This is a genomic window from Halodurantibacterium flavum, from assembly GCF_042681825.1.
GTDB classification, from domain to species: domain Bacteria; phylum Pseudomonadota; class Alphaproteobacteria; order Rhodobacterales; family Rhodobacteraceae; genus Halodurantibacterium; species Halodurantibacterium flavum.
In genome coordinates this window covers 394,871-416,246 of the sequence record NZ_JBHUGH010000002.1, presented here as the reverse complement: position 1 = coordinate 416,246, position 21,376 = coordinate 394,871, and the positions used below count along the sequence as shown (strand labels likewise).

18 protein-coding genes are annotated in these 21,376 nt (G+C 67.3%); 9 read left to right on the top strand and 9 right to left on the bottom strand.

Going from position 1 to position 21,376, the window contains the following annotated elements:
* The first annotated feature begins 211 nt into the window (after window positions 1-211).
* Window positions 212-1,354: an NAD(P)/FAD-dependent oxidoreductase gene (locus tag ACFSGJ_RS03630; protein WP_390259581.1), complete on the top strand. Its 1,143-nt coding sequence runs from the start codon at window positions 212-214 to the stop codon at window positions 1,352-1,354.
* Here the strand turns inward: ACFSGJ_RS03630 and ACFSGJ_RS03625 are convergent.
* The 7 genes from ACFSGJ_RS03625 to ACFSGJ_RS03595 all read right to left on the bottom strand — a co-directional run bounded on the left by ACFSGJ_RS03625 (window position 1,342) and on the right by ACFSGJ_RS03595 (window position 9,645).
* Window positions 1,342-2,100, bottom strand: coding sequence for a MipA/OmpV family protein (locus ACFSGJ_RS03625; RefSeq protein WP_390259579.1), 759 nt, complete (start codon window positions 2,098-2,100; stop codon window positions 1,342-1,344). The two genes, ACFSGJ_RS03630 and ACFSGJ_RS03625, sit on opposite strands and share 13 nt — an antisense overlap.
* 76 nt (window positions 2,101-2,176) lie before the next feature.
* On the bottom strand, window positions 2,177-3,226 hold the full coding sequence (locus tag ACFSGJ_RS03620; RefSeq protein ID WP_390259577.1) for an efflux RND transporter permease subunit: 1,050 nt from the start codon (window positions 3,224-3,226) through the stop codon (window positions 2,177-2,179).
* Complete coding sequence (locus tag ACFSGJ_RS03615) at window positions 3,223-5,286, bottom strand: efflux RND transporter permease subunit (protein WP_390259575.1); 2,064 nt, start codon at window positions 5,284-5,286, stop codon at window positions 3,223-3,225. Before ACFSGJ_RS03615 ends, ACFSGJ_RS03620 begins: the two co-directional genes overlap by 4 nt.
* A 3-nt stretch (window positions 5,287-5,289) precedes the next feature.
* The gene (locus tag ACFSGJ_RS03610) at window positions 5,290-6,438 is read right to left on the bottom strand and encodes an efflux RND transporter periplasmic adaptor subunit (RefSeq protein ID WP_390259573.1); all 1,149 of its coding nucleotides are present in this window, start codon (window positions 6,436-6,438) and stop codon (window positions 5,290-5,292) included.
* Between the two features lie 128 nt (window positions 6,439-6,566).
* Window positions 6,567-7,913, bottom strand: coding sequence for a sensor histidine kinase (locus ACFSGJ_RS03605; protein ID WP_390259571.1), 1,347 nt, complete (start codon window positions 7,911-7,913; stop codon window positions 6,567-6,569).
* A complete protein-coding gene (locus ACFSGJ_RS03600; protein ID WP_390259569.1) occupies window positions 7,910-8,578 on the bottom strand; it encodes a response regulator transcription factor in 669 nt (222 codons plus the stop codon). The genes ACFSGJ_RS03605 and ACFSGJ_RS03600 overlap by 4 nt, the downstream gene beginning before the upstream one ends.
* A gap of 131 nt (window positions 8,579-8,709) precedes the next feature.
* The gene (locus tag ACFSGJ_RS03595) at window positions 8,710-9,645 is read right to left on the bottom strand and encodes a LysR family transcriptional regulator (RefSeq protein ID WP_390259567.1); all 936 of its coding nucleotides are present in this window, start codon (window positions 9,643-9,645) and stop codon (window positions 8,710-8,712) included.
* A gap of 232 nt (window positions 9,646-9,877) precedes the next feature.
* Here ACFSGJ_RS03595 and ACFSGJ_RS03590 point away from each other — a divergent pair, with 232 nt between their 5' ends.
* The 6 genes from ACFSGJ_RS03590 (at window position 9,878) to ACFSGJ_RS03565 (ending at window position 18,014) form a co-directional block, all read left to right on the top strand.
* Window positions 9,878-11,521, top strand: coding sequence for an ABC transporter substrate-binding protein (locus ACFSGJ_RS03590; protein WP_390259565.1), 1,644 nt, complete (start codon window positions 9,878-9,880; stop codon window positions 11,519-11,521).
* Window positions 11,522-11,601: 80 nt separating this feature from the next.
* The gene (locus ACFSGJ_RS03585; RefSeq protein WP_390259563.1) at window positions 11,602-12,543 is read left to right on the top strand and encodes an ABC transporter permease; all 942 of its coding nucleotides are present in this window, start codon (window positions 11,602-11,604) and stop codon (window positions 12,541-12,543) included.
* Window positions 12,543-13,412, top strand: coding sequence for an ABC transporter permease (locus tag ACFSGJ_RS03580; protein WP_390259561.1), 870 nt, complete (start codon window positions 12,543-12,545; stop codon window positions 13,410-13,412). The genes ACFSGJ_RS03585 and ACFSGJ_RS03580 overlap by 1 nt, the downstream gene beginning before the upstream one ends.
* Window positions 13,412-15,067, top strand: a complete 1,656-nt coding sequence (locus ACFSGJ_RS03575; RefSeq protein ID WP_390259559.1) for an ABC transporter ATP-binding protein — start codon at window positions 13,412-13,414, stop codon at window positions 15,065-15,067. The genes ACFSGJ_RS03580 and ACFSGJ_RS03575 overlap by 1 nt, the downstream gene beginning before the upstream one ends.
* Window positions 15,068-15,105: 38 nt before the next feature.
* Entirely contained in the window at window positions 15,106-16,596 is a 1,491-nt protein-coding gene (locus tag ACFSGJ_RS03570) for an amidase (RefSeq protein ID WP_390259557.1), read from the top strand.
* A 167-nt stretch (window positions 16,597-16,763) separates the two neighbouring features.
* A complete protein-coding gene (locus ACFSGJ_RS03565; RefSeq protein WP_390259555.1) occupies window positions 16,764-18,014 on the top strand; it encodes an NAD(P)/FAD-dependent oxidoreductase in 1,251 nt (416 codons plus the stop codon).
* On the opposite strand, the gene ACFSGJ_RS03560 is transcribed toward ACFSGJ_RS03565, so the two are convergent.
* Window positions 17,998-19,317 carry an aminotransferase class III-fold pyridoxal phosphate-dependent enzyme gene (locus ACFSGJ_RS03560; protein WP_390259553.1) on the bottom strand — a complete coding sequence of 440 codons (1,320 nt, stop codon included), beginning with the start codon at window positions 19,315-19,317 and terminating at the stop codon, window positions 17,998-18,000. The two genes, ACFSGJ_RS03565 and ACFSGJ_RS03560, sit on opposite strands and share 17 nt — an antisense overlap.
* A 109-nt stretch (window positions 19,318-19,426) precedes the next feature.
* Between ACFSGJ_RS03560 and ACFSGJ_RS03555 the strand changes: the two genes are divergently transcribed.
* Window positions 19,427-20,143, top strand: a complete 717-nt coding sequence (locus tag ACFSGJ_RS03555; protein ID WP_390259551.1) for a TetR/AcrR family transcriptional regulator — start codon at window positions 19,427-19,429, stop codon at window positions 20,141-20,143.
* Window positions 20,144-20,189: 46 nt separating this feature from the next.
* On the opposite strand, the gene ACFSGJ_RS03550 is transcribed toward ACFSGJ_RS03555, so the two are convergent.
* Entirely contained in the window at window positions 20,190-20,798 is a 609-nt protein-coding gene (locus ACFSGJ_RS03550) for a TetR/AcrR family transcriptional regulator (protein ID WP_390259549.1), read from the bottom strand.
* Window positions 20,799-20,948: 150 nt separating this feature from the next.
* Here ACFSGJ_RS03550 and ACFSGJ_RS03545 point away from each other — a divergent pair, with 150 nt between their 5' ends.
* Window positions 20,949-21,347: a RidA family protein gene (locus ACFSGJ_RS03545; RefSeq protein WP_390259547.1), complete on the top strand. Its 399-nt coding sequence runs from the start codon at window positions 20,949-20,951 to the stop codon at window positions 21,345-21,347.
* Window positions 21,348-21,376 lie beyond the last annotated feature (29 nt).

Below are 21,376 nucleotides of genomic sequence, written 5' to 3'. Positions count from 1 at the left end.
GTCAACAGTTCAGCGAATTTCTGGCTACCGCGAAAGGAAAATAACGACCTCCTCGTCTGTGTTCTCGGAAAACGCAACACGCGCAAATCCGGATCTGACGGGGTCGGTCTGACGGTCCAGCCTGTCGGTGCCAAGCCCCAAAAACACCCGTTTCAGCCGCGACAAGCCAGGCAAACCCGCCTAGTCTGCCCGCGTTGCGACGGGGGGAGATATGGACAGGGTCGATTGCATCATCGCCGGGGCCGGGGTTGTGGGACTTGCCATCGCGCGCAGCCTGGCGCGCCGGGGGATTGAGGTGGTGATCCTGGAGCGGGAGGCCGCGTTTGGCACCGGCACATCCTCGCGCAATTCAGAGGTGATCCATGCGGGCCTCTATTACGAACCGGGCAGCCTCAAGGCACGGCTCTGCGTTGAGGGGCGCGGGATGCTTTATGCCTATGCGGCCGAAAACGGCGTGCCCCATCGGCGCTGCGGCAAGCTGATCGTGGCGACGAGCGCGGATCAGAACACCGCGCTGGACGCCATTCTGGCGCGCGCAAGTGCGGCCGGCGTCCATGACCTCTGCCGCCTGACCGCCGCCGAGGTGCAGGCGCTGGAGCCGGAACTGGCCTGCACCGCGGCGCTTTTGTCGCCCTCGACCGGGATCATCGACAGCCACGCCCTGATGCTGTCTATGCTGGGTGACGCCGAGGCCCATGGCGCAATCCTCAGCCTCGGCAGCGCGGTGGTGGGGGTCGAGGTGACGCCCGCCGGCTTTGCGGTGACGACCGGGGACATCGCCAGCGGCGAGCGCTTCACCATGGCCTCCCGGTTCTTCGTCAATGCGGCGGGGCTTCATGCCTCGGAACTGGCGGGGGCGATCCGGGGGCTGTCGCCCGACCATGTACCCCGCACCCTGTTCGCGCGGGGAAACTATTACAGCCTTCCGGGCCGACCGGCCTTTTCGCATCTGGTCTATCCGGTGCCGGAACCCGGCGGGCTCGGCGTCCACCTGACGCTTGATCTCGCGGGCGGGATGCGCTTTGGGCCGGATGTCGACTGGATCGACAGCATCGACTATCGCGTGAACGCCGCACGGCGCGACCATTTCCAGACCGAGATCCGCAAATACTGGCCCGGTCTGCCGGAGGATGCGCTCGCCCCCACCTATTGCGGCATCCGTCCCAAGCTTGCCGGCGCGGGCCAGCCCGGCGTCGATTTCCGGATCGACGGGCCCGAGCTGCATGGCATCGCCGGTCTCGTCAACCTGTTCGGGATCGAGAGCCCGGGCCTGACCTCTTCACTGGCGATCGCAGAGGCTGTGGCCGACCGGCTGGCCGCGGGCGTTGATGACCCCGCCCTTCAGAACCGATAGATATAGCCAAGGCCGACCGAGGTCACGCTGTCCTCGGTCGTGATCGGGCTCCTCGTGATCCCGTCGCCGAGGCTCGTGACGCTCGCGTCAAAAAGGATCATCTGCCGCTCGGTCAGCGAGTAGCCGGCGCGCAGGCCGAGGCTGATATTGGTGGTGGCCGTGCCTTCATAGGCCGCGCGGCCCGCCATCGCCTCGGACGGCAGAACGCCGTAGAAATAGTTCACCGCATTGTCGTCCAGCCATGTGGCCGCGATGCTGGGCGTCAGGCTGAACCGGTCCCAGCGAAAGCTTCGCGCCGCTTCCAGCCTGATGCGGCTGCCATCGCTGTCACCCGAAACATCGTGCACCGCCTCAAGGCTGAGATCGGCGAAATCGGCCGCGAAGGTGACCGTGCCGCCCAGCCAGAGGCCGCCTTCCCGTTCCGCCATCCCCGAAAGGATAGGGTCATCCGCTGCCTCATACCCCTCGCCGATCGAATAGCGCGCCCGCAGCGTGAACTGCAGCCGGTCGCCCGATATCCAGGGCAGCTTCAGGTCGGCGCTCGTGCCCTCGACGCTGAAATAGCGGCTGTCATAGCTGAGAAAGGGCAGTGCCGAGGTCGTTGTATCGCCATAGGCGCGGCGTTCGGAAAACACGCCTGCCCCCAGGGCAAAGCCTGAATCCTGCGCAATCGCGGGTCCGGCGGCGACAAGGGCAAGCGCCGTATATGCGGCGAGGTTGCGGGGAAATCTGGTTGGTTTTGCCATGGTCATTCCTGTCTGGCTGATGGTGCCGCATGGACGCGGGTCGGGACGGCCGGGAAAATCCCGCGGCCGGGTAATGTCAGGGCGAGGTTCCCGCGCCGTGCGGGGGTGCTGCGGCCGTCAGGTGTCGGACCACCCATGTCCCCAGCGCATCGAGCCAGGTCAGCACCACGGGCACGACGACCAGCGTCAGAACGGTCGAGCTGATGAGCCCGCCGATCACCGCCTGCGCCATCGACGCGCTTTGGGCGCTACCCGGATGGATCGCGAGCGCGAGCGGCAGCATCCCGAAGATCATCGCAAGCGTGGTCATGATGATGGGGCGGAACCGGGTCGACCCGGCCCGGATCAGCGCCTCGGCCAGCGGCAATCCGGCGCGCCGGTGCTGGTTGGCATTGTCCACAAGCAGGATCGAATTCTTGACCACCAGGCCCATCAGCATCACGAGGCCTATCATCGAATAGATGTTCATCGTCGATCCCGAGAGGAGCAGCGCCGGCCCCACCCCGATCAGCGCGAGCGGAAGGGCCGCCATGATGGCGAGGGGTTGAAGAAAGCTCGCGAACTGGCTGGCCAGCACCAGATAGATGCAGATGACCGCCATCCCCAGGGCCATCGCCATGCTGGCAACGGTGTCGCCCAGTTCCTCGGCGTCGCCGCCCATGGCGGTGGTGATGCCGGCAGGCAGGTCCAGCACCGCAAGCCCGCGGTCGATATCGGCCAGTGCATCGCCCAGAACGCGGCCATCAAGCCCCGCCGTGATGGTGATCACCCGCTCGCGCGCTTCACGCTCGATCACGGCGGGGCCAAGGGTGCCTTCGCGGCGCGTGACCTGATCGAGGCTGACGGCGAGGCCCCCGGCCTGCGCCACGGGCAGCGCCCCCAGCATCGCGGGATCGCTCCGCAAGGTTTCGGGCAGGCGCAGCACCACCGGGTCAGACCCGCCATCGGCACGGCGGACCGACGAGACCTCTTCGCCGTCGATCAGGGCGCGCAGGGCGGTTCCCACCGCCGCCGGCGGGATGCCGAAATCGGCGGCCAGATCGCGGCGGATCACGAAATCCAGAAGCGGCTGCGCCTCTTCGGCGCTTTGGCTCACGTCGACCACACCGGGAATGGCGGCGATCATCGCCGCGATATCCCCCGCCGCCCGCGCCAGATCGTCGCCATGCGCCCGCGCACCGACATCTCGATCGGCGCGCCGCCGCCGCCCGCACCGCCGACCGACACGATGCCAAGATCGACACCCGGGATCTGGGCCAGCGCTGCCCGCATCCGCACCACCATCTCGTCCGCCGAGGCGGTGCGCCCGGCCAGCGGGACCAGCGTGATCTCCATCCGGGCCGCGTTGTCGCCAGACCCGCTGCCTGCCGCGACAGCGGTGTAGATGCCTGCGACCTCGGGCATATCCGCGACGATCGCCGCGATCTGCCCGGTCTTGAGCGCGGTATAATCCCTGGACGAACCGGTCGCGGTCTTCACCTCGACGCTGATCCGACCCTCATCGCCCGCAGGCAGGAACTCGAACCCGAGCAGGGGGAACAGCGACAGGCTGGCGATCAGGCAGGCGAGGGCCAGCGCTACCGTGGTCTTGCGCCAGCGCAGGCAGATGGCGAGCAGGCGACTGTATCTCTCGCCCAACCGGTCGAACCCGTCGCCAAAGCGCGCAACCGCCCGGCCGAAGACGCCACGCCGCGTCCCGGGTTGCGACGCCGGGTCATGCCAGACGCTCGACAGCATCGGGTCCAGCGTGAAGCTGACAAAAAGCGAGATCAGAACCGCCACGGTCACGGTGATCCCGAACTGGACGAAAAACCGTCCGACGATTCCGTCCATGAAGGCGAGCGGCAGGAACACCGCGCAAAGCGCGAGCGTGGTCGCCACGACCGCAAGGCCGATTTCGGCGGTGCCGTCCAGTGCCGCGCGGTGATGGTCCTTGCCCATGTGCAGATGCCGGGTGATGTTTTCACGCACCACGATGGCATCGTCGATCAGAATCCCGACCGAGAGCGTCAGCGCCAGCATCGTCAGCATGTTGAGCGTGAAGCCCAACATGCCGATCACCGCCAGCGTGCCCAGAAAGGCAATCGGCAGCGTCAGGGCGGTGATGACGGTGGACCGCCACGAATTGAGAAAGAAGAACACGATGACCACCGCAAGGACCGCGCCCTCGAACAGGGTCGACCGGACGGTTTCATAGTTGTCCTCGATGGCTGTGGCCTCATTGGTCAGGATGTCCAGCCGGGCATCCGCAGGCAACTCGCCACCGTTCAGTTCCGACACCAGCGCGGCGACCGCATGGGCCACGGCGACGGTATTCGCGCCATCCGCGCGGACAACCTCGATGGCAAGGGCCGGCTGCCCGTTGTGAAACGCAAGGCTTTCGGGATCAGAGGTTCCGCGCGTGACGCTGGCCAGATCGCGGAGCCGGATCTGTCCCGCCCCTTGCGTCGCGATCACCAGATCACCCAGGTCTTCCGCCGACGTCACCTCGGCATTCATCTGGACCGAAAGGGTCTGCGCACCGCTGTTCAGCGCGCCGCCCGGCACCCGCAGGTTGTCGCGGCGCAGCGCATCGGCCAGATCGGCCACGCCCAGCCCATGCGCGCGCAGCAGGTCCGGGTCCGGCGCGACCGTGATCTGGTCCTTGACCGCCCCCACAAGCGAGGCCGTGCCCACCCCTGGGATCGCTGTCAGGCGGGGCACGATTTCATCCTCGGCCAGCCGCGACAGACCCCCTGGGCCAAGGTTGGCGCTGCTCAGCGCCAGTGTGACGACCGGGTCGTCGGTCGGGTTGAAGCGCACCACCTGCGGCGCGTCCGCGCCCGAGGGCAGATCGGGCGTGATCGCGGCGACGCTGTCGCGCACATCCTGAACCGCCGTCGCGCTGCGGGTTTCCAGCGTGAACAGGGCGATGACCGACGAATGTCCCTGCGCCGAGGTCGAGGTGATCCGGTCGATCCCGGCCAGCGTGCTCAGCTCATCCTCGATCAGTCTGGTCACGTCGCTTTCGACGGTTTCCGGCGAGGCGCCGGAAAAAGGCGTCATGACCGCGACGACAGGATAGTCGATGGCCGGGAACCGGTCGATGGGGATGGAGCGCCAGCCGATCAACCCGAAGGCCACCACGGCGACCATCATCATCGTGGTGAAGACCGGCTGCGCGATACTGATACGGGTCAGGAACATCGCTCAGCGCCCCGCAATCCGGACCGGATCGCCGGGCATCAGATGACGCAATGGCCCCGCCAGCACCACATCCCCGACCGCAAGCCCATGCGTGACCTCGACCAGCGCGCCCGCCTGCCACAGGCGCCCTGGAACGATTGTGACGCGTTCCAGGCGACCGTCGCGCAAGGCCAGCGCCTCGGGCCCGGCCTCGCCCTGAAGGATCGCCGCCGCCGGCAGGGCCAGCGCGTTCCGTTCCTGGCTCAGGGTGATCTGCCCGCTCAGGAACAGCCCGGCGGGCAGCGCGCCGGCGGCATTCGCAATGCGCAGATAGACCTTGGCGGACCGTGTGCCCGCCTCGGCCTGCGGGCTGATCCTTTCGACCACGGCGGCAAAGCGATGCGACGGGTCCTGCGGCAGCCAGAAGGCCGCCTGTTGCCCCGGCGCGAGGCCGAGCAGCCGGTCGAGCGGGACCATCGCCTCGACCACCACCTGCGACAGGTCGATGATCTCGAAGAGCGGCGCGCCGGGCTGCACGAGCTGGCCCGGCTCGACCAGCCGGTGGGTGACGACACCGGCGATGGGCGCGCGCACGACCGCCCGGTCAAGGTTCGCCGCGTCAATCCGGGCCTGTGCATCGACGGCATCGATCTGCGCCCGCAGGACGTCGACGGTGCTCCGGTCGTCCTCGGCCTTGCTGCGCGGGACGGCGCCCCGCGACACAAGCACCTCGGTCCGCGCAAGCGCCGATTGCGCCGCCACAAGTTGGGCGTCAAGGCTGGCGCGTTCGGCCTGACGGGCTGCGAGCGTCAGCCGAAGGTCATCCGCGGCGATGTTCAGAAGCGGGGCCCGGGCCTCGACCGTCTCTCCGGCCTGGACGGACATCCGGGTGACGATGCCGGCAAGTTCCGCCGACACGGTGACGCGCCGGTGGGGGATGACGATGCCGGACACGGAAATCGTTTCCCGCAGGTCCATCGGTGCCAGCCGGATCACCTCTTCCGGCGCCAGAATCTTTTCCGGCGCTGTAAAACCTTGAAGCTGCGAGGCGGGGGGCGTGACATCGCCCGTCGCCACCCCCGAGGCATAGACCGCACAGGCCGTTATGCCGAGGGTCAGCGCCACCAGCTGGCTGTGCAGGCGTCTGGTTCGGGCTGGTTTTGCAGGGGTCATCTTGGGCACCGTCTTCTGGGTCGGGTGCGTTTTGCGCGGCGAGGATTGCGCGAGCATTGCGCGGCGGGCGGGCACCGCAGTTTTTCGGATTCTGTGACCCGGGCGTCCCGTGCGCTACACCCGGCCTCTCAGCCCGCCTGATCCGACGTCAGGGGAAACTGGACGATGAACAGCGCGCCCCCCTGCGGGGCGGTGGCGACACGCACCTTGCCGCCATAGTGCAGCACGATATCGCGCACCAGATTGAGCCCCAGACCCGCCCCTGTGCCGGCGCCGGTCGCGCGGAAGAACGGGTCGAACACATGCGGCTGGTCTGCGGCCGCGATCCCCGGCCCGTCATCGCCGATGCGCAGGGTGCCCCGGTCATCGACCTCGACGCTTATCGACGTCCCCTGCCCGCCATGGGCAATCGCGTTCTGAACCAGATTGATGACGACCCGCGTCAGGGCCTGCGGGTCGGCCAGTATCCGCACCGGCGCGTCGGGGGTAGAGAGAGAGAGGAAACAGTCCGCCGCGATGGCGATGGGCGCGATATCGGCCAGCGCCTCGGCCACGACCGCCGGCAGATCGACCGGTTGTGCCGCGCGCGCGTCGCTTTCGACCCGATACCAGTCCAGCAACTGGTTCGCCAGCAGCGCAAGCCGCGACACATCCAGCAACAGGCGGGTCCGTTCCTCGCCCGCCGGCATGGTTTCGATGCGCAACATCAGAATGGCAATCGGCGTGCGCAGCTCATGCGCGGCGGTGGCGAGGAAACGCTTGCGCTTGTCGATGCCTTCATCCAGCCGCGACAGCGCCGCATTCATCGCCCCGACAAGCCCCGTCAGTTCGCCCGGCACGCCCGAGATGTCGAGCCGTGTGCCCGGGCGGTCTATGTCGATACGGGCGGCCTCGTGCTCCACGCGCGAGATAGGCCGGAACTCCCGGCGCAGCAGCACGGGGATCACGATCGCCGTCAGCAGCCCCAACAGGCCCACTAGGCTGAGGTAATAGCTTTTGGCATCCACGAGGAATTCGTGGAAGGGCGAGATTTCGCCGCCGCCCCCGGTCAGGATGGTGATGGGCCCGGCAGGGCTGCGGCGGCTCTCTCCGATCATCTCCAGCCCGTCATGGGTCCAGCGGATATCGAGCCCCTGCCCCGCGATCAGCCTTGGCAGGATATCCGCCAGTCCGGCGGGCGGGGTGCCATGGCTTGCGACGACTCCGTCCGCCCGTCTGGCCTGAAACCAGAACTGCGGGTGGTCCTCCATCATCCGACGCAGTTTCGGACCGGGGTCGAAGCCGAACCCCTCGCCGCCATTGTCAAACGCCTCCAGGATCTGGTCGATCACCTTCTCGTCCAGACGCGGCTCGGTCCGGTTCTCCAGCCATGGAAGCCCGACGATCACTGCAAAGATCGTCAGCGCCGCCACCTGCAACAGGATCAGCCGCCAGGCCAGCCGGACCTGAATCGAGCCGCGCGCCAGTTGCCTCACGGCAGGGGCCTCAGCATGTAGCCGACCCCCCGGATGGTGTGGATCTCGACCTCGGCGCCTTCCAGCTTGCGGCGCAGGCGAGAGATATGGGCGTCGAGGCTATTCGAGGCGATTTCGTCGTCATAGCCGTAAACGGCTTCTTCCAGCGCGGCACGGCTGACGACCCGTCCGGTGCGCCGTATCAGCGCCTCCAGCACCAGAAGCTCGCGTCGCGGCAGGCTGAGCGCCTGGCCGGCAATCTCGGCCGAACGATGCTCGGGCAGGAATCGCAGCCTGCCGGCCTCAAGGACCTGCTGTTGCGCCATCGCCGGGCGGCGTTGCAGTGCGCGCAGCCGGGCGAGCAGTTCGTCGATCGCGAAAGGCTTGGCCAGATAGTCGTCGGCCCCGTGGTCGAGCCCCTCGACCCGGTGATCGACCGCCCCCAAAGCTGAAAGGACGATCACCGGGCACGACCTGTCGTGCGCGCGGATGACAGGTATCAGCGACAGGCCGTCCCCGTCCGGAAGGGTCCGGTCCAGTACGACCGCCGCATAGGACCGCAGCGCCAGGGCCTCGCGCGCGACGTCCATCGACGGCGCCAGATCCACGACGATATCTTTGCGCGCCAGCGCCGAGACGAGCATCCGTCCCAGTTCGGCTTCGTCCTCGACGACAAGAATACGCATATTCCCTCAGCATGGGTTCCGGGCAGTCACCGCATTTCAGGTTGCGGGAACATTGCGCGACGGGGAAGAATATCATGACCGCGCCCGTCCGGCGCGCGCCAAATCCAGGCGCCGGATCGCAGCACGAGGGATCAGGGGCCGGTCCCCGTCGTTCCGGCGCCCGACGGGAACTGATGCAGGAATATCTCGATGAAGGCCTCGGCGCTTTTGGGCAGGATGCGCCCTGCCAGGGTATGGACCTCGAGCTGGCGCGTGTTGAATTCCAGATCCTCCAGCGGGATCGTCACGAACTGTTCGGAATCGCGGCGGTAGCGCATCGCAAGTTCGCCGAAGAGCGCGATCCCCCCGCCGTTGACGGCAAAGGTGATAAGGGCATTGGCATAGTTGGTCGTGAAGACCGGGCGCATGACCAGACCCTGGCGGCTGCAGCTCTGGTCCAGCAACTGACGGATCGTGGTTTCGGCCGAAGGAAGCGCGATGGGATAGGGTTCCAGCTGCGCAAGCCTGAGGCTGCGTGCCCCGGCCAGCGGGTGATGTGCCGCCACCACCGCATGGATCGGGGCCGGCAGGCGCCGCTTCACCTCGATCTCCTTGTGCGAGGTCGGGCCGAAGGTCAGGCCGATATCGGAATCGCCCTCGCGGATGCGCCGGGAAACATCCTGCGCGCTGGTCACATGCAGTTCGACATTGATACCGTTATAGCGGTTGCGGAACTCAAGGATCACATGGGGCAAGAACGCCGTGGCCAGCCCCTCGACGCTCGAAAGCCGCACAACGCCCCGTTCCAGCGCCTCGATGGCCATGATCTCTTCCACCACGCGATCCGCGTCCAGCTGCATCCGGCGGGCATGGGCGGCCAGCAACTCGCCCGAGGCGCTGGGGATCATGCCCCAGGACCTGCGTTCGAACAGATGGGTGCCAAGATCTTCCTCAAGCCGGCCGATCTGGCGACTGATGGCCGAGGGCGCGACGTTCATCTGTGCCGCCGCCTTGTTGACGGACCCAGCCGCCACGACGGCCAGAAGATAGCGCAGCGCAGTTTCTTGCAGGATACGGGGGTCGCCCATCGTCACCTCGTGAGCATTGCGTTTTCGGCAACAGGATATTCTGAACATTGATCTGGCAAGTTTGCCAGAGGCGATGTTACGAATTTTCCGGAGGGCATCGTTAACGGAAGTCATAGTTCCGGCCGGCGCTTTTCGGGGGATCAGCCTGAACGGTCATGTCATGCGCCGCTGTCATGAACGGATCCCGTATCGGTCTGCATCCCCGGTCCAACAGGTCACAGAGGATGTTCAGATGACAGACGAAGTTCCGCAGGCCCAGCGTTTCGCGCCCGATCCTGCCCCGCCCTGCCCTTCCCCCGCCCGCCGGTCCACGATCCTTGCCATGGCGACAGCCCTTCTTGCCCTTGGCACCGGTTCCGCCATGGCGCAGGATGTGACGGTGCGTGCGGTGATGCATTCCGCGCTCCGTATACTCGACCCCATCGCCAGCAGCGCGTCGATCACGCGAAATCACGGCTACATGGTCTTCGACACGCTGGTCGGCGTGGACGAGAACTATGTGCCGCGCCCGCAGATGGCGGATTGGGAGGTATCGGACGACGGGCTGAGCTATACCTTTACCCTGCGCGACGGGCTGACCTGGCACGATGGTGCGCCGGTGACCGCGGCCGATTGCGTGGCCTCGCTGCGCCGCTGGGCCGAATACGATACCGGCGGGCAGATGTTGATGGGCTATGTCGCGGATATCGAGGCGCTGGACGACGCCAGTTTCGTCATCCGCCTGTCAGCGCCCTTCGGCTATCTGATCGACATTCTGGCCAAGCCGTCCTCGGTGCCGGCGCTGATGATGCCGGAACGGATCGCCGATATTCCCTTTGGCGAACAGATCGCCGAGCAGATCGGCTCGGGTCCGTTCACCTTTGCGGCCGACGAGTTTCAGCCGGGCGTCCAGGTCGTCTATGAAAAGTTCGAGGGCTATGTTCCGCGCGACGAGGCGCCTTCGGGCACCGCGGGCGGCAAGGCGGTCAATGTGGATCGCGTCGAATGGATCAACATGTCCGACCCCCAGACCGCGATGAACGCGCTGTTGTCGGGCGATATCGACTATATCGAACGCGCGCCCATCGATCTTCTGCCACTGCTCGAAACCGACCCGGCGATCACCACGGCGGTTCTCGACCCGCTGGGGATGCAGGTGATCGGGCGGATGAACTTCCTGCACGCGCCGTTCGACGATCCCGCGATCCGGCGCGCCGCGCTGATGGCGGTCAGCCAGGCGGATGTGCTGGCGGCGCTGATCGGCAATCCCGACTATTACGAGGTCTGCGGGGCGATCTTTGGCTGCGGCACGCCTTTGGCAAGCGACGCGGGCGCCGAGAGCCTGATCGCCGGAGGCTCCGTCGAGGATGCCCGGGCGGCGCTGGAGGCTGCCGGCTATGACGGCACGCCCGTCGTGATCCTGCAACCGACCGACGTGGCGACCCTCTCGCCCCAGCCGCTGATCCTGGCCGATGCGCTGCGCCGCGCGGGATTCAACGTGCAGCTTGACCCGATGGACTGGCAGACCCTCGTCAGCCGCCGCGCCAATCAGGGCCCGCCGGCCGAAGGCGGCTGGAACCTCTTTGTGACGAACGGGGGTGTCGATGCGCTGTGGAACCCGGTGATCAACTTCCTTCTGGGCGCAACCGGCACCGAGGGCGGATGGTTCGGCTGGCCGACCGATCCGGCGCTGGAAGAAATGCGGATCGCCTTTGCCACCGCCGCAACCGAGGAAGAGCGTGTCAGCCTCGCCTCCGAGATCCAGGCGCATGTTCTGGACCAGGTGATCATGATCCCGCTGGGTCAGTTCAACAACGTCAGCGCCTGGCGGGATTCCGTCACCGACCTGCTGGAATCCCCTGTGCCGGCCTTCTGGCACATGCGGGCCACCGAGTAGCGGGCGCGGCCCCTGGCCGGTCGTTCCGGCCGGGGCCACGCCGATCCGCCCGACCCCTTTTCGCGAAACGGACAGATCCCATGCTCGGCTACCTTCTCCGGCGCGTTCTTGCGGCCATTCCGGTTCTGCTTGTCGTCGCGCTCTTCGTCTTTCTGCTGCTGCGGCTCTCGCCCGGCGATCCCGCCGCGATCATCGCCGGCGACAACGCATCGCCCCAGCAGCTTCAGCAGATCCGCGACATTCTGGGCTTGAACCAGCCCTTGCACCGGCAGTTCTTCATCTGGCTGGGGGGTGTGCTGCGGGGTGACTTCGGGATCTCGCTCTTGTCGCAGACACCGGTCCTGACAATGATCGGCCAGCGGCTGGAACCGACGATCAGCCTTGCGCTCGTGTCCATCGTCTTTACCGCGCTGATCGCGGTGCCGCTGGGGGTGCTGGCGGCATGGCGCCGGGGCGGGTGGATCGACAATCTGGTGATGTCGGCCTCGGTCGTCGGGTTTTCGATCCCGGTCTTCGTGATCGGCTATGTGCTGATCCAGATCTTTGCGATCGAACTGCGCTGGCTGCCGGTGCAGGGTTTTCGCAGCATCACCCAAGGCGTGGGCGAGTTCGCGAGCCGGATCGTCCTGCCCGCGCTGGCGCTGTCGACGGTCTACATCGCCCTGATCGCGCGGATGACGCGCGCGAGCGTCCTGGGTGTGCTGGATGAGGATTACATCCGCACCGCCCGCGCCAAGGGCGTGACCGAGCCTGTCGTGCTGTTCCACCATGCCCTTCGCAATGCCGCGGTGCCGATCCTGACTGTCATCGGCACGGGCTTCGCGCTCATGGTCTCGGGCGTGGTGGTGACCGAGACGGTCTTCAACATCCCCGGGCTGGGCCGGCTGATCGTGGATGCGGTGCTGGCGCGCGACTACCCGGTGATACAGGCGCTGATCCTGCTGACCGCCGGCCTTTACGTTCTGATCAACCTGCTGATCGACATCTCCTATGCCCTGACCGACCCGAGGATACGCTATTGATGTCCGCACCTTCCTCTCTCTCCGGGCATCCGGCCCTTGTGTTCCTGCGCAGCCTTCCGGGACGCAACAGGGTGACGCTGGCGGCCGGTCTCATTCTGCTCGCGCTCCTTCTCATGGCGCTGCTGGCGCCCTGGATCACGGTCCACGATCCCTTGGCCCTCTCGCCCGCCAACCGCCTGCGCGGCATGGACGGGACGCATTGGCTGGGCACCGATGCCTTTGGGCGTGACCTCTTCTCGCGCATCGTTCATGGGGCGCGCATCTCGCTGATGGTGGGGCTTGGGGTTGCCGTTGCCGCCGTGGCGATCGGGCTGCCCCTGGGGCTGCTTGCCGGCTATTTCCGCCCCGTGGACGCGGTGCTGATGCGCATTATGGACGGGCTGATGGCAATTCCGGCCGTATTGCTGGCCATCGCCATCGTCGCCCTGACGCAGGCGAGCATCTGGACCCTGATCGTTGCGATCACCATCCCCGAGATCCCGCAGGTCGTCCGGCTGGTGCGCGCCAGCGTTCTTCAGACCCGCGAGGAACCGTTCGTCGAGGCAGCGATCCTGACCGGCACGCCCTGGCCCCGGCTGATGTGGCGCCATCTGATGCCTTCGACCAGCGCGCCGTTGATCGTCCAGGGGACCTATATCTGCGCGTCGGCCATCCTGACCGAGGCGGTGTTGTCCTTTCTCGGGGTCGGCATCGGGTCCGAAACCCCGTCCTGGGGGAACATCATGTCCGAGGGGAGGACCTATTTCCAGCTCGCGCCGGGAATGGTGTTCTGGCCGGGGCTTGCGCTCTCGGTCTGCATTCTCTCGGTCAACCTTCTGGGCGATGCGGCGCGCGACGCGCTCGACCCCAAGCTCACGAGGCATCGCTGATGACTGAACATGCCGACAAACCGGTCCTCGAGGTCGCGGACCTCGCCGTGGCCACCGGCGGACCCGGGGCAAAGCCCATCCTGCGCGGCGTCTCGTTCGACATCCGCGCCGGCGAGACGATGTGCCTTGTGGGCGAGTCCGGCTCGGGCAAATCGGTCACGTCGCTCGCCACGATGGGCCTTTTGCCGCCCCGCCTGTTGCAGGTGACGCGCGGCGCGATCCGGCTGGACGGAACCGACCTGACCGGGGTCTCGCCCGCCCAGATGCGCGCCCTGCGCGGCAACCGCATGGCAATGATCTTTCAGGAACCCATGACGGCGCTCAACCCGGTCATGTCCATCGGCGCGCAGATCGACGAAAGCCTGCGCACCCATGCCACCCTGTCGGCAAGCGCCCGCCGCACCCGCGTGCTCGACGCGCTGGATCAGGTGCGCCTGCCCGATGTGGCGCGGATCCATGACAGCTTTCCGCACCAGCTTTCGGGCGGACAGCGGCAGCGCGCGATGATCGCCATGGCGCTGGTGCTGGAACCGCGCCTGCTGATCGCGGATGAACCCACGACCGCGCTGGACGTCACCACGCAGGCCCAGATCCTGACCCTGATCAGGGACCTGCAGGCGCAGCATGGCACGGCGGTCCTGTTCATCACACATGACATGGGCGTCGTTCTGGATATCGCGGATCGTGTCTGCGTCATGCGCGCTGGCGAGATCGTCGAGACCGGTCCGGTGCGTGAGGTTCTTTCGCGCCCGCAAGCGGGCTATACGCGCGATCTGCTTTCCGCCGTGCCCAGCCTTCTGCCCCGCCCGCCACGCCGCGAGACCCGCGCAAAACCGGTGCTGGAAGTCACGGGCCTGCGCAAGGTCTACGGCGGACGGGGGGGCCTTTCGCGGCTCTGGCGCCCCGCGCGCGAAACGGTGGCGGTGGACGGTGTCGAATTCACCCTGCGCGCCGGACGGACCCTGGGCGTCGTGGGCGAAAGCGGATCGGGCAAGTCCACCCTTGCCCGCTGCGTGATGCGGCTGGTGGACCCCAGCGGCGGCGCGATCCGGGTCTGCGGCCAGCATGTGGGGGAACTGTCGGCACAGGCGCTCAAGCCGCATCGCAAGCGCATCCAGATGATCTTTCAGGACCCAAACCGCTCGCTCAACCCCCGCATGACAATCGGGCGCAGCCTTGTGGAAGGGCCGGTCAACTACGGCGCGCCCTTCGGCCACTCCTGGGAAAGGGCGCAGGACCTGCTGGAACTGGTCGGCCTGCCAGCTGACGCGATCAACCGGTTCCCCCACCAGTTTTCGGGCGGGCAACGGCAGCGGATCGCCATTGCCCGCGCCCTGATCATGGAGCCCGAGGTGCTGGTCGCCGATGAGGCGGTCTCGGCGCTCGACGTATCGGTGCAGGCGCAGGTTCTGCGGTTGCTTGACGATATACAGACCCGGCTGGGTGTTGCGATCCTCTTCATCACCCATGACCTGCGCGTCGCGGCCCAGATCTGCGACGACATCCTGGTGATGAAGGCGGGCCGCATGGTCGAATACGGACCCACCGCCCAGGTGCTGGGCCAGCCCCGCGCCGACTATACCCGCTCGCTGATGGAGGCGGCACCGGGACGGCATTGGGACTTTGCGGCCTTTGCGCCACGCGCCTCCGCCTGACCCCTCATTTCCTTTCCAAACTACCGAGGTTTTCCATCATGGACCCCTGCGATCTCGACGCCACCGAGGCCCGATGGCTGATCGGCTGCAAACGCCTGTCGCCCGTCGAACTCGCCCAAAGCTGCATCGACCGGGCCGAGGCCGTCAATCACGCCATCAACGCGCTGGTCGTGCCGGATTTTGAGCGGATGCTCGACGCCGCCCGTGCGGCCGAACGCAAGGTGATGACGGGTGGGCCGCTTGGCGCGCTGCATGGCCTGCCCGTCTGCGTCAAGGACATGGTCGACGTCGCGGGCCTGCCGACCACGTTCGGCAGCGAGATTTTCGCCGGCAACGTGGCAAAGGCGGACGACCCGATGATCGCCCAGCTGCGGGCCGAAGGTGCGCTGATGATGGGCAAGGCCAACAACCCGGAATGGAGCGCGGGCGGCAATACCCGCAACGCCGTCTATGGCGCGACAGGCAACCCGTTCGACCCTTCGCGGTCGGCGGCCGGGTCCTCGGGCGGGTCGGCGGCGGCGCTGGCGGTCGGGATCTCGCCCCTTGCCACCGGTTCGGACACCGGCGGCAGCCTGCGCAATCCGGCCGCCTTTTGCGGTGTGGTGGGTTTTCGTCCGTCGCATGGGGTGGTGCCGGGTCACAGCCGGGCAATGGGGTTTCTGCCCCTGCCCAGCAACGGACCGATGGCGCGCAACGTGACGGATGCGGCCCTCATGCTTTCGGCCATGATCCGGCCGGACCGGCGTGACCCCTGGGTCTCGGTGGCGCAGGGCCGGACGCATTACGATGCCGGCGATTTCGCCCGCCTCGCCCGCGTCGATCTGGGCAGCGCGCGTGTGGCCGTGACCGAGGACTTCGGCTTTGCCATGGTGGAACATACCGTTGCCGAGGCGTTCCGGGCCAAGATCGCCCGGTTCGAGCACGTCTTCGCCCGGGCCGAGCGGACCCATCCCGACTGCACCGGCGCCGATGACGCCTTTGCCATCCTGCGTGCGGTGATGTTCTCGGGCCAGCATCGCAGGTTGCTGGCGGAACATCCCGCGCAGATCGGGCCAAACGTCCGCGCCAACGTTGCCGAGGCCGAGGGCTATTCCGCGATCGATGTGGGCCGCGCGATGGAGATCCAGACGCGCATCTACCGCGACTGGCAGGTCTTTTTCGAACGGCACGATTTCCTGCTTGCCCCCGCCGTCACGATCAGCCCGCGCGACTGGCACGAGCTTTACCCGGCCGAGATCGACGGCCACCCGACGCGGAGCTATTATCACTGGCTGTCGATGGCCTATGGCGCGACACTGGCTGGGCATCCCTCGGTCGTGCTGCCGGTGGGCCGCGATGCGCTCGGGATGCCGTTCGGTCTTCAGATCGTGGGCGGGCGCGGTGAAGATGTCGCAACGCTCGCCTTTGCCGCGACGCTGGAGCATTATCTGGCGAGCGAACCCGACCTCGCGCGGCCACGCCCCGATATCGCCGCGCTGACCAAGGCGCCGCCCATCGCTGCCGATGCCGAGTTCCTTGGCTTCGCCTGAGACCCGCCGCAAAAGGAGAAGCGGAATGCCCGAAACCCCCAGCGTCCCCGCCGCAGACTGCGCCGCGCGGCAAGGCTGGACTTTCCGTCGGACGAACTGCCCCTTGCGCCTGACGGAACGACCCCTGTCATCGCCGCCGGACGCGGCTGACCAATGAGGCACGCCGGATGAAACCCGATGTGATGGTTCTGGGGGCGGGAATGGTCGGCGTCTGCACGGCGCTGCATCTGCAGGCCCGCGGGCACGATGCCGTGTTGATCGACCGGCGCGACCCGGGTCAGGAAACCTCTTTCGGCAATGCGGGCATCATCCAGCGCGAGGCGGTGGAGCCCTACGCCTTTCCCCGCACCGCCTCGGCGATCCTGCGCGCCGCATTGCGGATCGGGCCCGAGGTGAACTATCACCTGCGCGCGCTGCCGGGGCTGGCGGGGCCGCTGCTGGACTACTGGCGGTTCTCGGCGCCGGCGCGATATGGGGCGGTCGCCAGCGCACATGCCCGCCTGATCGAACACTGCCTGCGCGCCCATGCCCCGCTGATCGAGGCGGCCGGGGCCGGAGATCTGGTCCGGCGCGATGGGTTCCGCTTTGTCTTCCGCACGACAGGGGCGCTCGACGCAGCCGCGGCGGCGGCCGAGGGGATGGCGCGCGACCACGGCCTTGCCTGCACTGTTCAGGACGGCGCGGCACTGCACCGGGCCGAGCCCGCGCTGACGCGCCCGCTTGCCGGGGCGCTGCACTGGCATGATCCCTGGACGGTGCGCGCGCCCGGCGAGCTTGTCGCCCGCTACGCCGACCTCTTTCGCCAGCGCGGCGGCACCATCCTGCGGGGCGACGCCACAAGCCTTGCGCGGGCGGATGGCGGCTGGTCCGTCACAACCGGCGAGGGCCGCGTGACAGCCGGGCAGGCCGTTATCGCGCTTGGCCCCTGGGCGGCGGACCTGACGCGGTCGCTTGGCTATCGCCTGCCGCTTTTCGTCAAGCGCGGCTATCACCGCCACTATCACATCACGGGCACGGGGCTCGACCTGCCGATGCTGGACGCGGAGCGCGGCGCGGTGCTTGCACCCATGGCGCAGGGGCTGCGCATCTCGACCGGGGCGGAATTCGCCTTGCGCGATGCCCCTTCGACGCCCGTGCAAAGCCTTCGCGCGGCGCAAGCGGCGGCCGAGATCGTGGACCTCGGCCAACCGGTCGAGGCCGAGCCGTGGCGCGGCGCACGGCCCTGCACGGCCGACATGCTGCCGGTGGTCGGGCCGGCGCCGCGCGATCCCGGCCTGTGGTTCAATTTCGGGCACGCCCATCAGGGCTTTACGCTCGGTCCCGTCACCGGCCAGTTGCTCGCCGAGATGATCGCCGGGGACCGCCCGTTCCTTGACCCCGCGCCCTATGCCGCGACGCGCTTCAACGGGGCGCGCTAGGGACGGCCTGCCCCAGAACGCCGCGCCGCGCGATCAGGATATCGCGGACGGCGTCCGCGAAGGCCGACATTTCGGCGGGGCCGATGGGGACGCTGAGCGCGATCAACCCGCGCGAGGCGATGAAGAACCCCCGCTCCAGCAGGTCGAAGAAGATCAGATCCCGCAACAACCCCGCCTCTGCCCCTGTTGCCGGGACCGGATGGATGTTCATGATCGAGCCGAGCCCGGTCACATGAAACGGCGCGCCCTGTTCGGCAAAGAGGGCATTCAGCGACCCGCGCATCGCGTCGCCCAGGGCATTGATCCGGTCCAGCGCGTCGGGCGTCACCACATGTTCCAGCGCCGCAAGGCCTGCGGCCATGGCCAGCGTGTTGTTGTTGAACGTGCCCGCATGCATCAACGCCCCCGCCTGCCGGGGATCGTATTGCGCCATCAGGTCCGCGCGGCCGCCAAAGGCGCCAAATGCCAGCCCGCCGCCGAAATACTTGCCGATCGTGGTCATGTCCGGCGTCATGCCCAGCAGCGCCTGGCGCCCGCCCGCCGAAAGGCGCGAGGTCTGCACCTCGTCAAAGATCAGGATCGCCTCGTGATGGCGGGCAAGCCGCGCCAGCAGCGAAAGGAATTCCGGGTCGCCCGGCACGCAGCCGCCAGCGCCCAGCATCGGCTCTACCAGAACCGCCGCGACCTCTGCGCCATGGCGCGCAAAGTAGCTCTCTGCGGCGTCTTTGTCGTTATAGGGCAGGATGGCATAGTCATGGGGCACTGCCACGCGCAGCCCGCCGGGGCCAAAGGCCAAGAGGCCGCCGTGATAAGCGTTCTCGAACACCACGACCTTGTGTCGCCCGGTAAAGGCGCGGGCGGTTGCCAGCGCCATCAGATTGGCCTCGGTCCCGGAATTGGCAAAGCGGATCAGGTCGATGGACGGAAACCGCGCGCAAAGCCCCGCCGCAAGCCGGGCCTCAAGCATGTTATGCGCCGAGAGGTTGATGCCATCCGCCAGCGCGTCCCGGATCGCCGTCAGGATCGGTTCGGGCGAATGGCCCGCGATGCCCGAGGTGAACTCGCCCAGAAGGTCGATGTAGTCGTGCCCGTCCACGTCGCGCAGCCGGCAGCCCGCCCCCTGTGCCATGCGCAGCGGAAAGGGGCGGTGGAACAGCGACGACCGCGTATTACCCCCGGGCATCGCCCGGGCCGCGTCATCGGCCGCGGCGGCGCTGCGGGGGTTGCGCGCCACATAGCGGTTCACCGCCTCTTGCACCGCCTGCTGCAGCGTCTGGATGGCTGCCGGACCTGCGCTGTTCATGCCCGATATCTCCCTGTCCGGCGTGATGTGTGGCTCTTGTTCGCCGGACAAGAACTTGACGCCGGGCCTTCATGTTGTCAAGCCTTGCCGGGCAGAGAGGGAGAGACGGATGACGACCGGCGGCAGATCAGGGGCAGAGGGCGCAGGCATACGCCACGGGCTGGACAAGGCCGCGGTTCTGGACGCTGCCGTCAGGCTGATCGACGCGCGCGGCACAGCAGGCTTCAGCGTGCGGGAACTGGCGCGTGTCATGGGTGTCTACCCCGCCACGATCTACTGGCACATCGGCGGCAGAAAGGACGATTTCCTAGCCGAGGTGGCGGCACATGTCATCGACGGCTTCATGGTTCCGGCGCCAAAGGGAGAGGACTGGCGCGTCACCCTGCGCGGGCTTTTCGAGGGCTATCGAAAGGCCATGCACCGCCACCCGAACATCGCCACCTTTACGGGCAGCCAACTGGTATCGAACGGAATGTCCAGCGCACCGCTGATCGAGCGGATTCTCGACGCGCTCGGCCGCGCGGGCTTTGAAGGGACGGCGCTGATCGACGCCTATAACGCGACCCTTGCCGCGCTGGTCGGCTTTGTCACGCTGGAACTGGCCGCCGCCCCCGCGCGCCAGCAGGAATGGGAGGACCGGTTTCGCGAGGATCTCGCGCAGATCGACGCGGAAAGGTTCCCCCGTCTGCACAGCGCGCTGCCGGACATGGCGAACAAGGCGTTCATCCTGCGCTGGGACAACGGATCTGTCGTGCCGCTGGACGGCGGCTTCAGGGTCTATGTCGAGGCGTTCATCGCCGGCCTCGCCAGCCGGACAAAGGGCTGAGTCGGGCGCGGGTCACCGGCGGCGTTAATCGCGGCCCTCGTCCTCGTCACGCCCTCCGGTCCGCCCTTTCCGCCAAAAGCCCCTCGGCGAGCATCCGGAAGGCGTCCTGCGCCTTGGGCAGCATCGCGGCCGGATCGTCGCAGGCGGCAACCCACAGCGCCGCGTTCAGCGCCGCGCCGTTCAGAAGGCGGGCAGCCGCCTCGATATCCACCGGGCGCAGCACCCCGTTCGCCAGCAGTTGCGTGACCGCCGTGCGCGTCGCGTCCAGGCATCGGTTCTGGCTGGGCCAATGCGCCGGATCGCCCAGCACCGCCGGGCCGTCGCGCAGGACGATGCGCTGCACCTCCGGGTCGAGCGCCATCTCGATATAGGCGCTGCCCTCGGTCAGAAGCGCGTCCCAAAGACTGTCCTCGGCCGCCGCAAGGCTGCGCGCACGGTCCGCCATCTCGGCATCGATCTGTTCGACCACCGCCGCAAAGAGCCCCCTTTTGTCGCCGAAGTTGTGATAAAGCGCCCCGCGCGTCAGCCCCACAGCCGCCGTCAGGTCATCCATCGACGTGGCCGAAAACCCCTTTTCCGCAAAAGCCGCACGGGCAGAGGCCAAAAGCCTGCGCCGCGTTTCCCCCATCATTTCGGCGCGCGTCCGCCTGACCATCGCAATCTCCAACTGACATACGGCTCGTATCCCTGTTGACATACGAGACGTATGTCTCCACTTACCGGATACGCATCGTATATCAATGCGCTTTTCAATGAAAGCAAGGGCGCCGCATGTCGGACCCGCGCATAACGAAAGGATCACCCGATGTCCCGCCAAGCCATCTACCTCGCCGCAGCCGCCCGCCACGCGCTCTACGACAAGCATGGCTATTCCCCCGCCGTCCGTTCGGGCGACCTGCTCTTTGTCTCGGGTCAGGTCGGCAGCCGCGAGGACGGCGAGCCCGAGGATACATATCTGGGCCAAGTCGAGCGCGCCTTCGCCAACCTGGGCGCGGTGCTGGAGGCCGCCGGCGCGAGCTTTGACGACATCATTGACGTCACCACCTTTCACACTGACCCCGAGACGCAGTTTCCCGTCTTCATGCCGGTGAAAGAGCGGTTTTTCCCCGGCCGCCCCTTCCCCACCTGGACCGCCGTCGGTGTCACATGGCTCGCCGGGTTCGATCTGGAGATCAAGGTCATTGCCCGCATCCCCGGGGCATGACGCAAGGCGGCAGCGGGCGTCCTGACGGC

What these genes read in the sequence shown, in the direction of transcription:
- ACFSGJ_RS03600 (WP_390259569.1), bottom strand. Translation starts at nt 8,578, where the DNA reads ATGCGTATTCTTGTCGTCGAGGACGAAGCCGAACTGGGACGGATGCTC.
- ACFSGJ_RS03560 (WP_390259553.1), bottom strand. Translation starts at nt 19,317, where the DNA reads ATGAACAGCGCAGGTCCGGCAGCCATCCAGACGCTGCAGCAGGCGGTG.
- ACFSGJ_RS03585 (WP_390259563.1), top strand. Translation starts at nt 11,602, where the DNA reads ATGCTCGGCTACCTTCTCCGGCGCGTTCTTGCGGCCATTCCGGTTCTG.
- ACFSGJ_RS03570 (WP_390259557.1), top strand. Translation starts at nt 15,106, where the DNA reads ATGGACCCCTGCGATCTCGACGCCACCGAGGCCCGATGGCTGATCGGC.
- ACFSGJ_RS03580 (WP_390259561.1), top strand. Translation starts at nt 12,543, where the DNA reads ATGTCCGCACCTTCCTCTCTCTCCGGGCATCCGGCCCTTGTGTTCCTG.
- ACFSGJ_RS03545 (WP_390259547.1), top strand. Translation starts at nt 20,949, where the DNA reads ATGTCCCGCCAAGCCATCTACCTCGCCGCAGCCGCCCGCCACGCGCTC.
- ACFSGJ_RS03620 (WP_390259577.1), bottom strand. Translation starts at nt 3,226, where the DNA reads ATGATCGCCGCCATTCCCGGTGTGGTCGACGTGAGCCAAAGCGCCGAA.
- ACFSGJ_RS03625 (WP_390259579.1), bottom strand. Translation starts at nt 2,100, where the DNA reads ATGGCAAAACCAACCAGATTTCCCCGCAACCTCGCCGCATATACGGCG.
- ACFSGJ_RS03565 (WP_390259555.1), top strand. Translation starts at nt 16,764, where the DNA reads ATGAAACCCGATGTGATGGTTCTGGGGGCGGGAATGGTCGGCGTCTGC.
- ACFSGJ_RS03630 (WP_390259581.1), top strand. Translation starts at nt 212, where the DNA reads ATGGACAGGGTCGATTGCATCATCGCCGGGGCCGGGGTTGTGGGACTT.
- ACFSGJ_RS03555 (WP_390259551.1), top strand. Translation starts at nt 19,427, where the DNA reads ATGACGACCGGCGGCAGATCAGGGGCAGAGGGCGCAGGCATACGCCAC.
- ACFSGJ_RS03590 (WP_390259565.1), top strand. Translation starts at nt 9,878, where the DNA reads ATGACAGACGAAGTTCCGCAGGCCCAGCGTTTCGCGCCCGATCCTGCC.
- ACFSGJ_RS03595 (WP_390259567.1), bottom strand. Translation starts at nt 9,645, where the DNA reads ATGGGCGACCCCCGTATCCTGCAAGAAACTGCGCTGCGCTATCTTCTG.
- ACFSGJ_RS03550 (WP_390259549.1), bottom strand. Translation starts at nt 20,798, where the DNA reads ATGGTCAGGCGGACGCGCGCCGAAATGATGGGGGAAACGCGGCGCAGG.
- ACFSGJ_RS03615 (WP_390259575.1), bottom strand. Translation starts at nt 5,286, where the DNA reads ATGTTCCTGACCCGTATCAGTATCGCGCAGCCGGTCTTCACCACGATG.
- ACFSGJ_RS03610 (WP_390259573.1), bottom strand. Translation starts at nt 6,438, where the DNA reads ATGACCCCTGCAAAACCAGCCCGAACCAGACGCCTGCACAGCCAGCTG.
- ACFSGJ_RS03575 (WP_390259559.1), top strand. Translation starts at nt 13,412, where the DNA reads ATGACTGAACATGCCGACAAACCGGTCCTCGAGGTCGCGGACCTCGCC.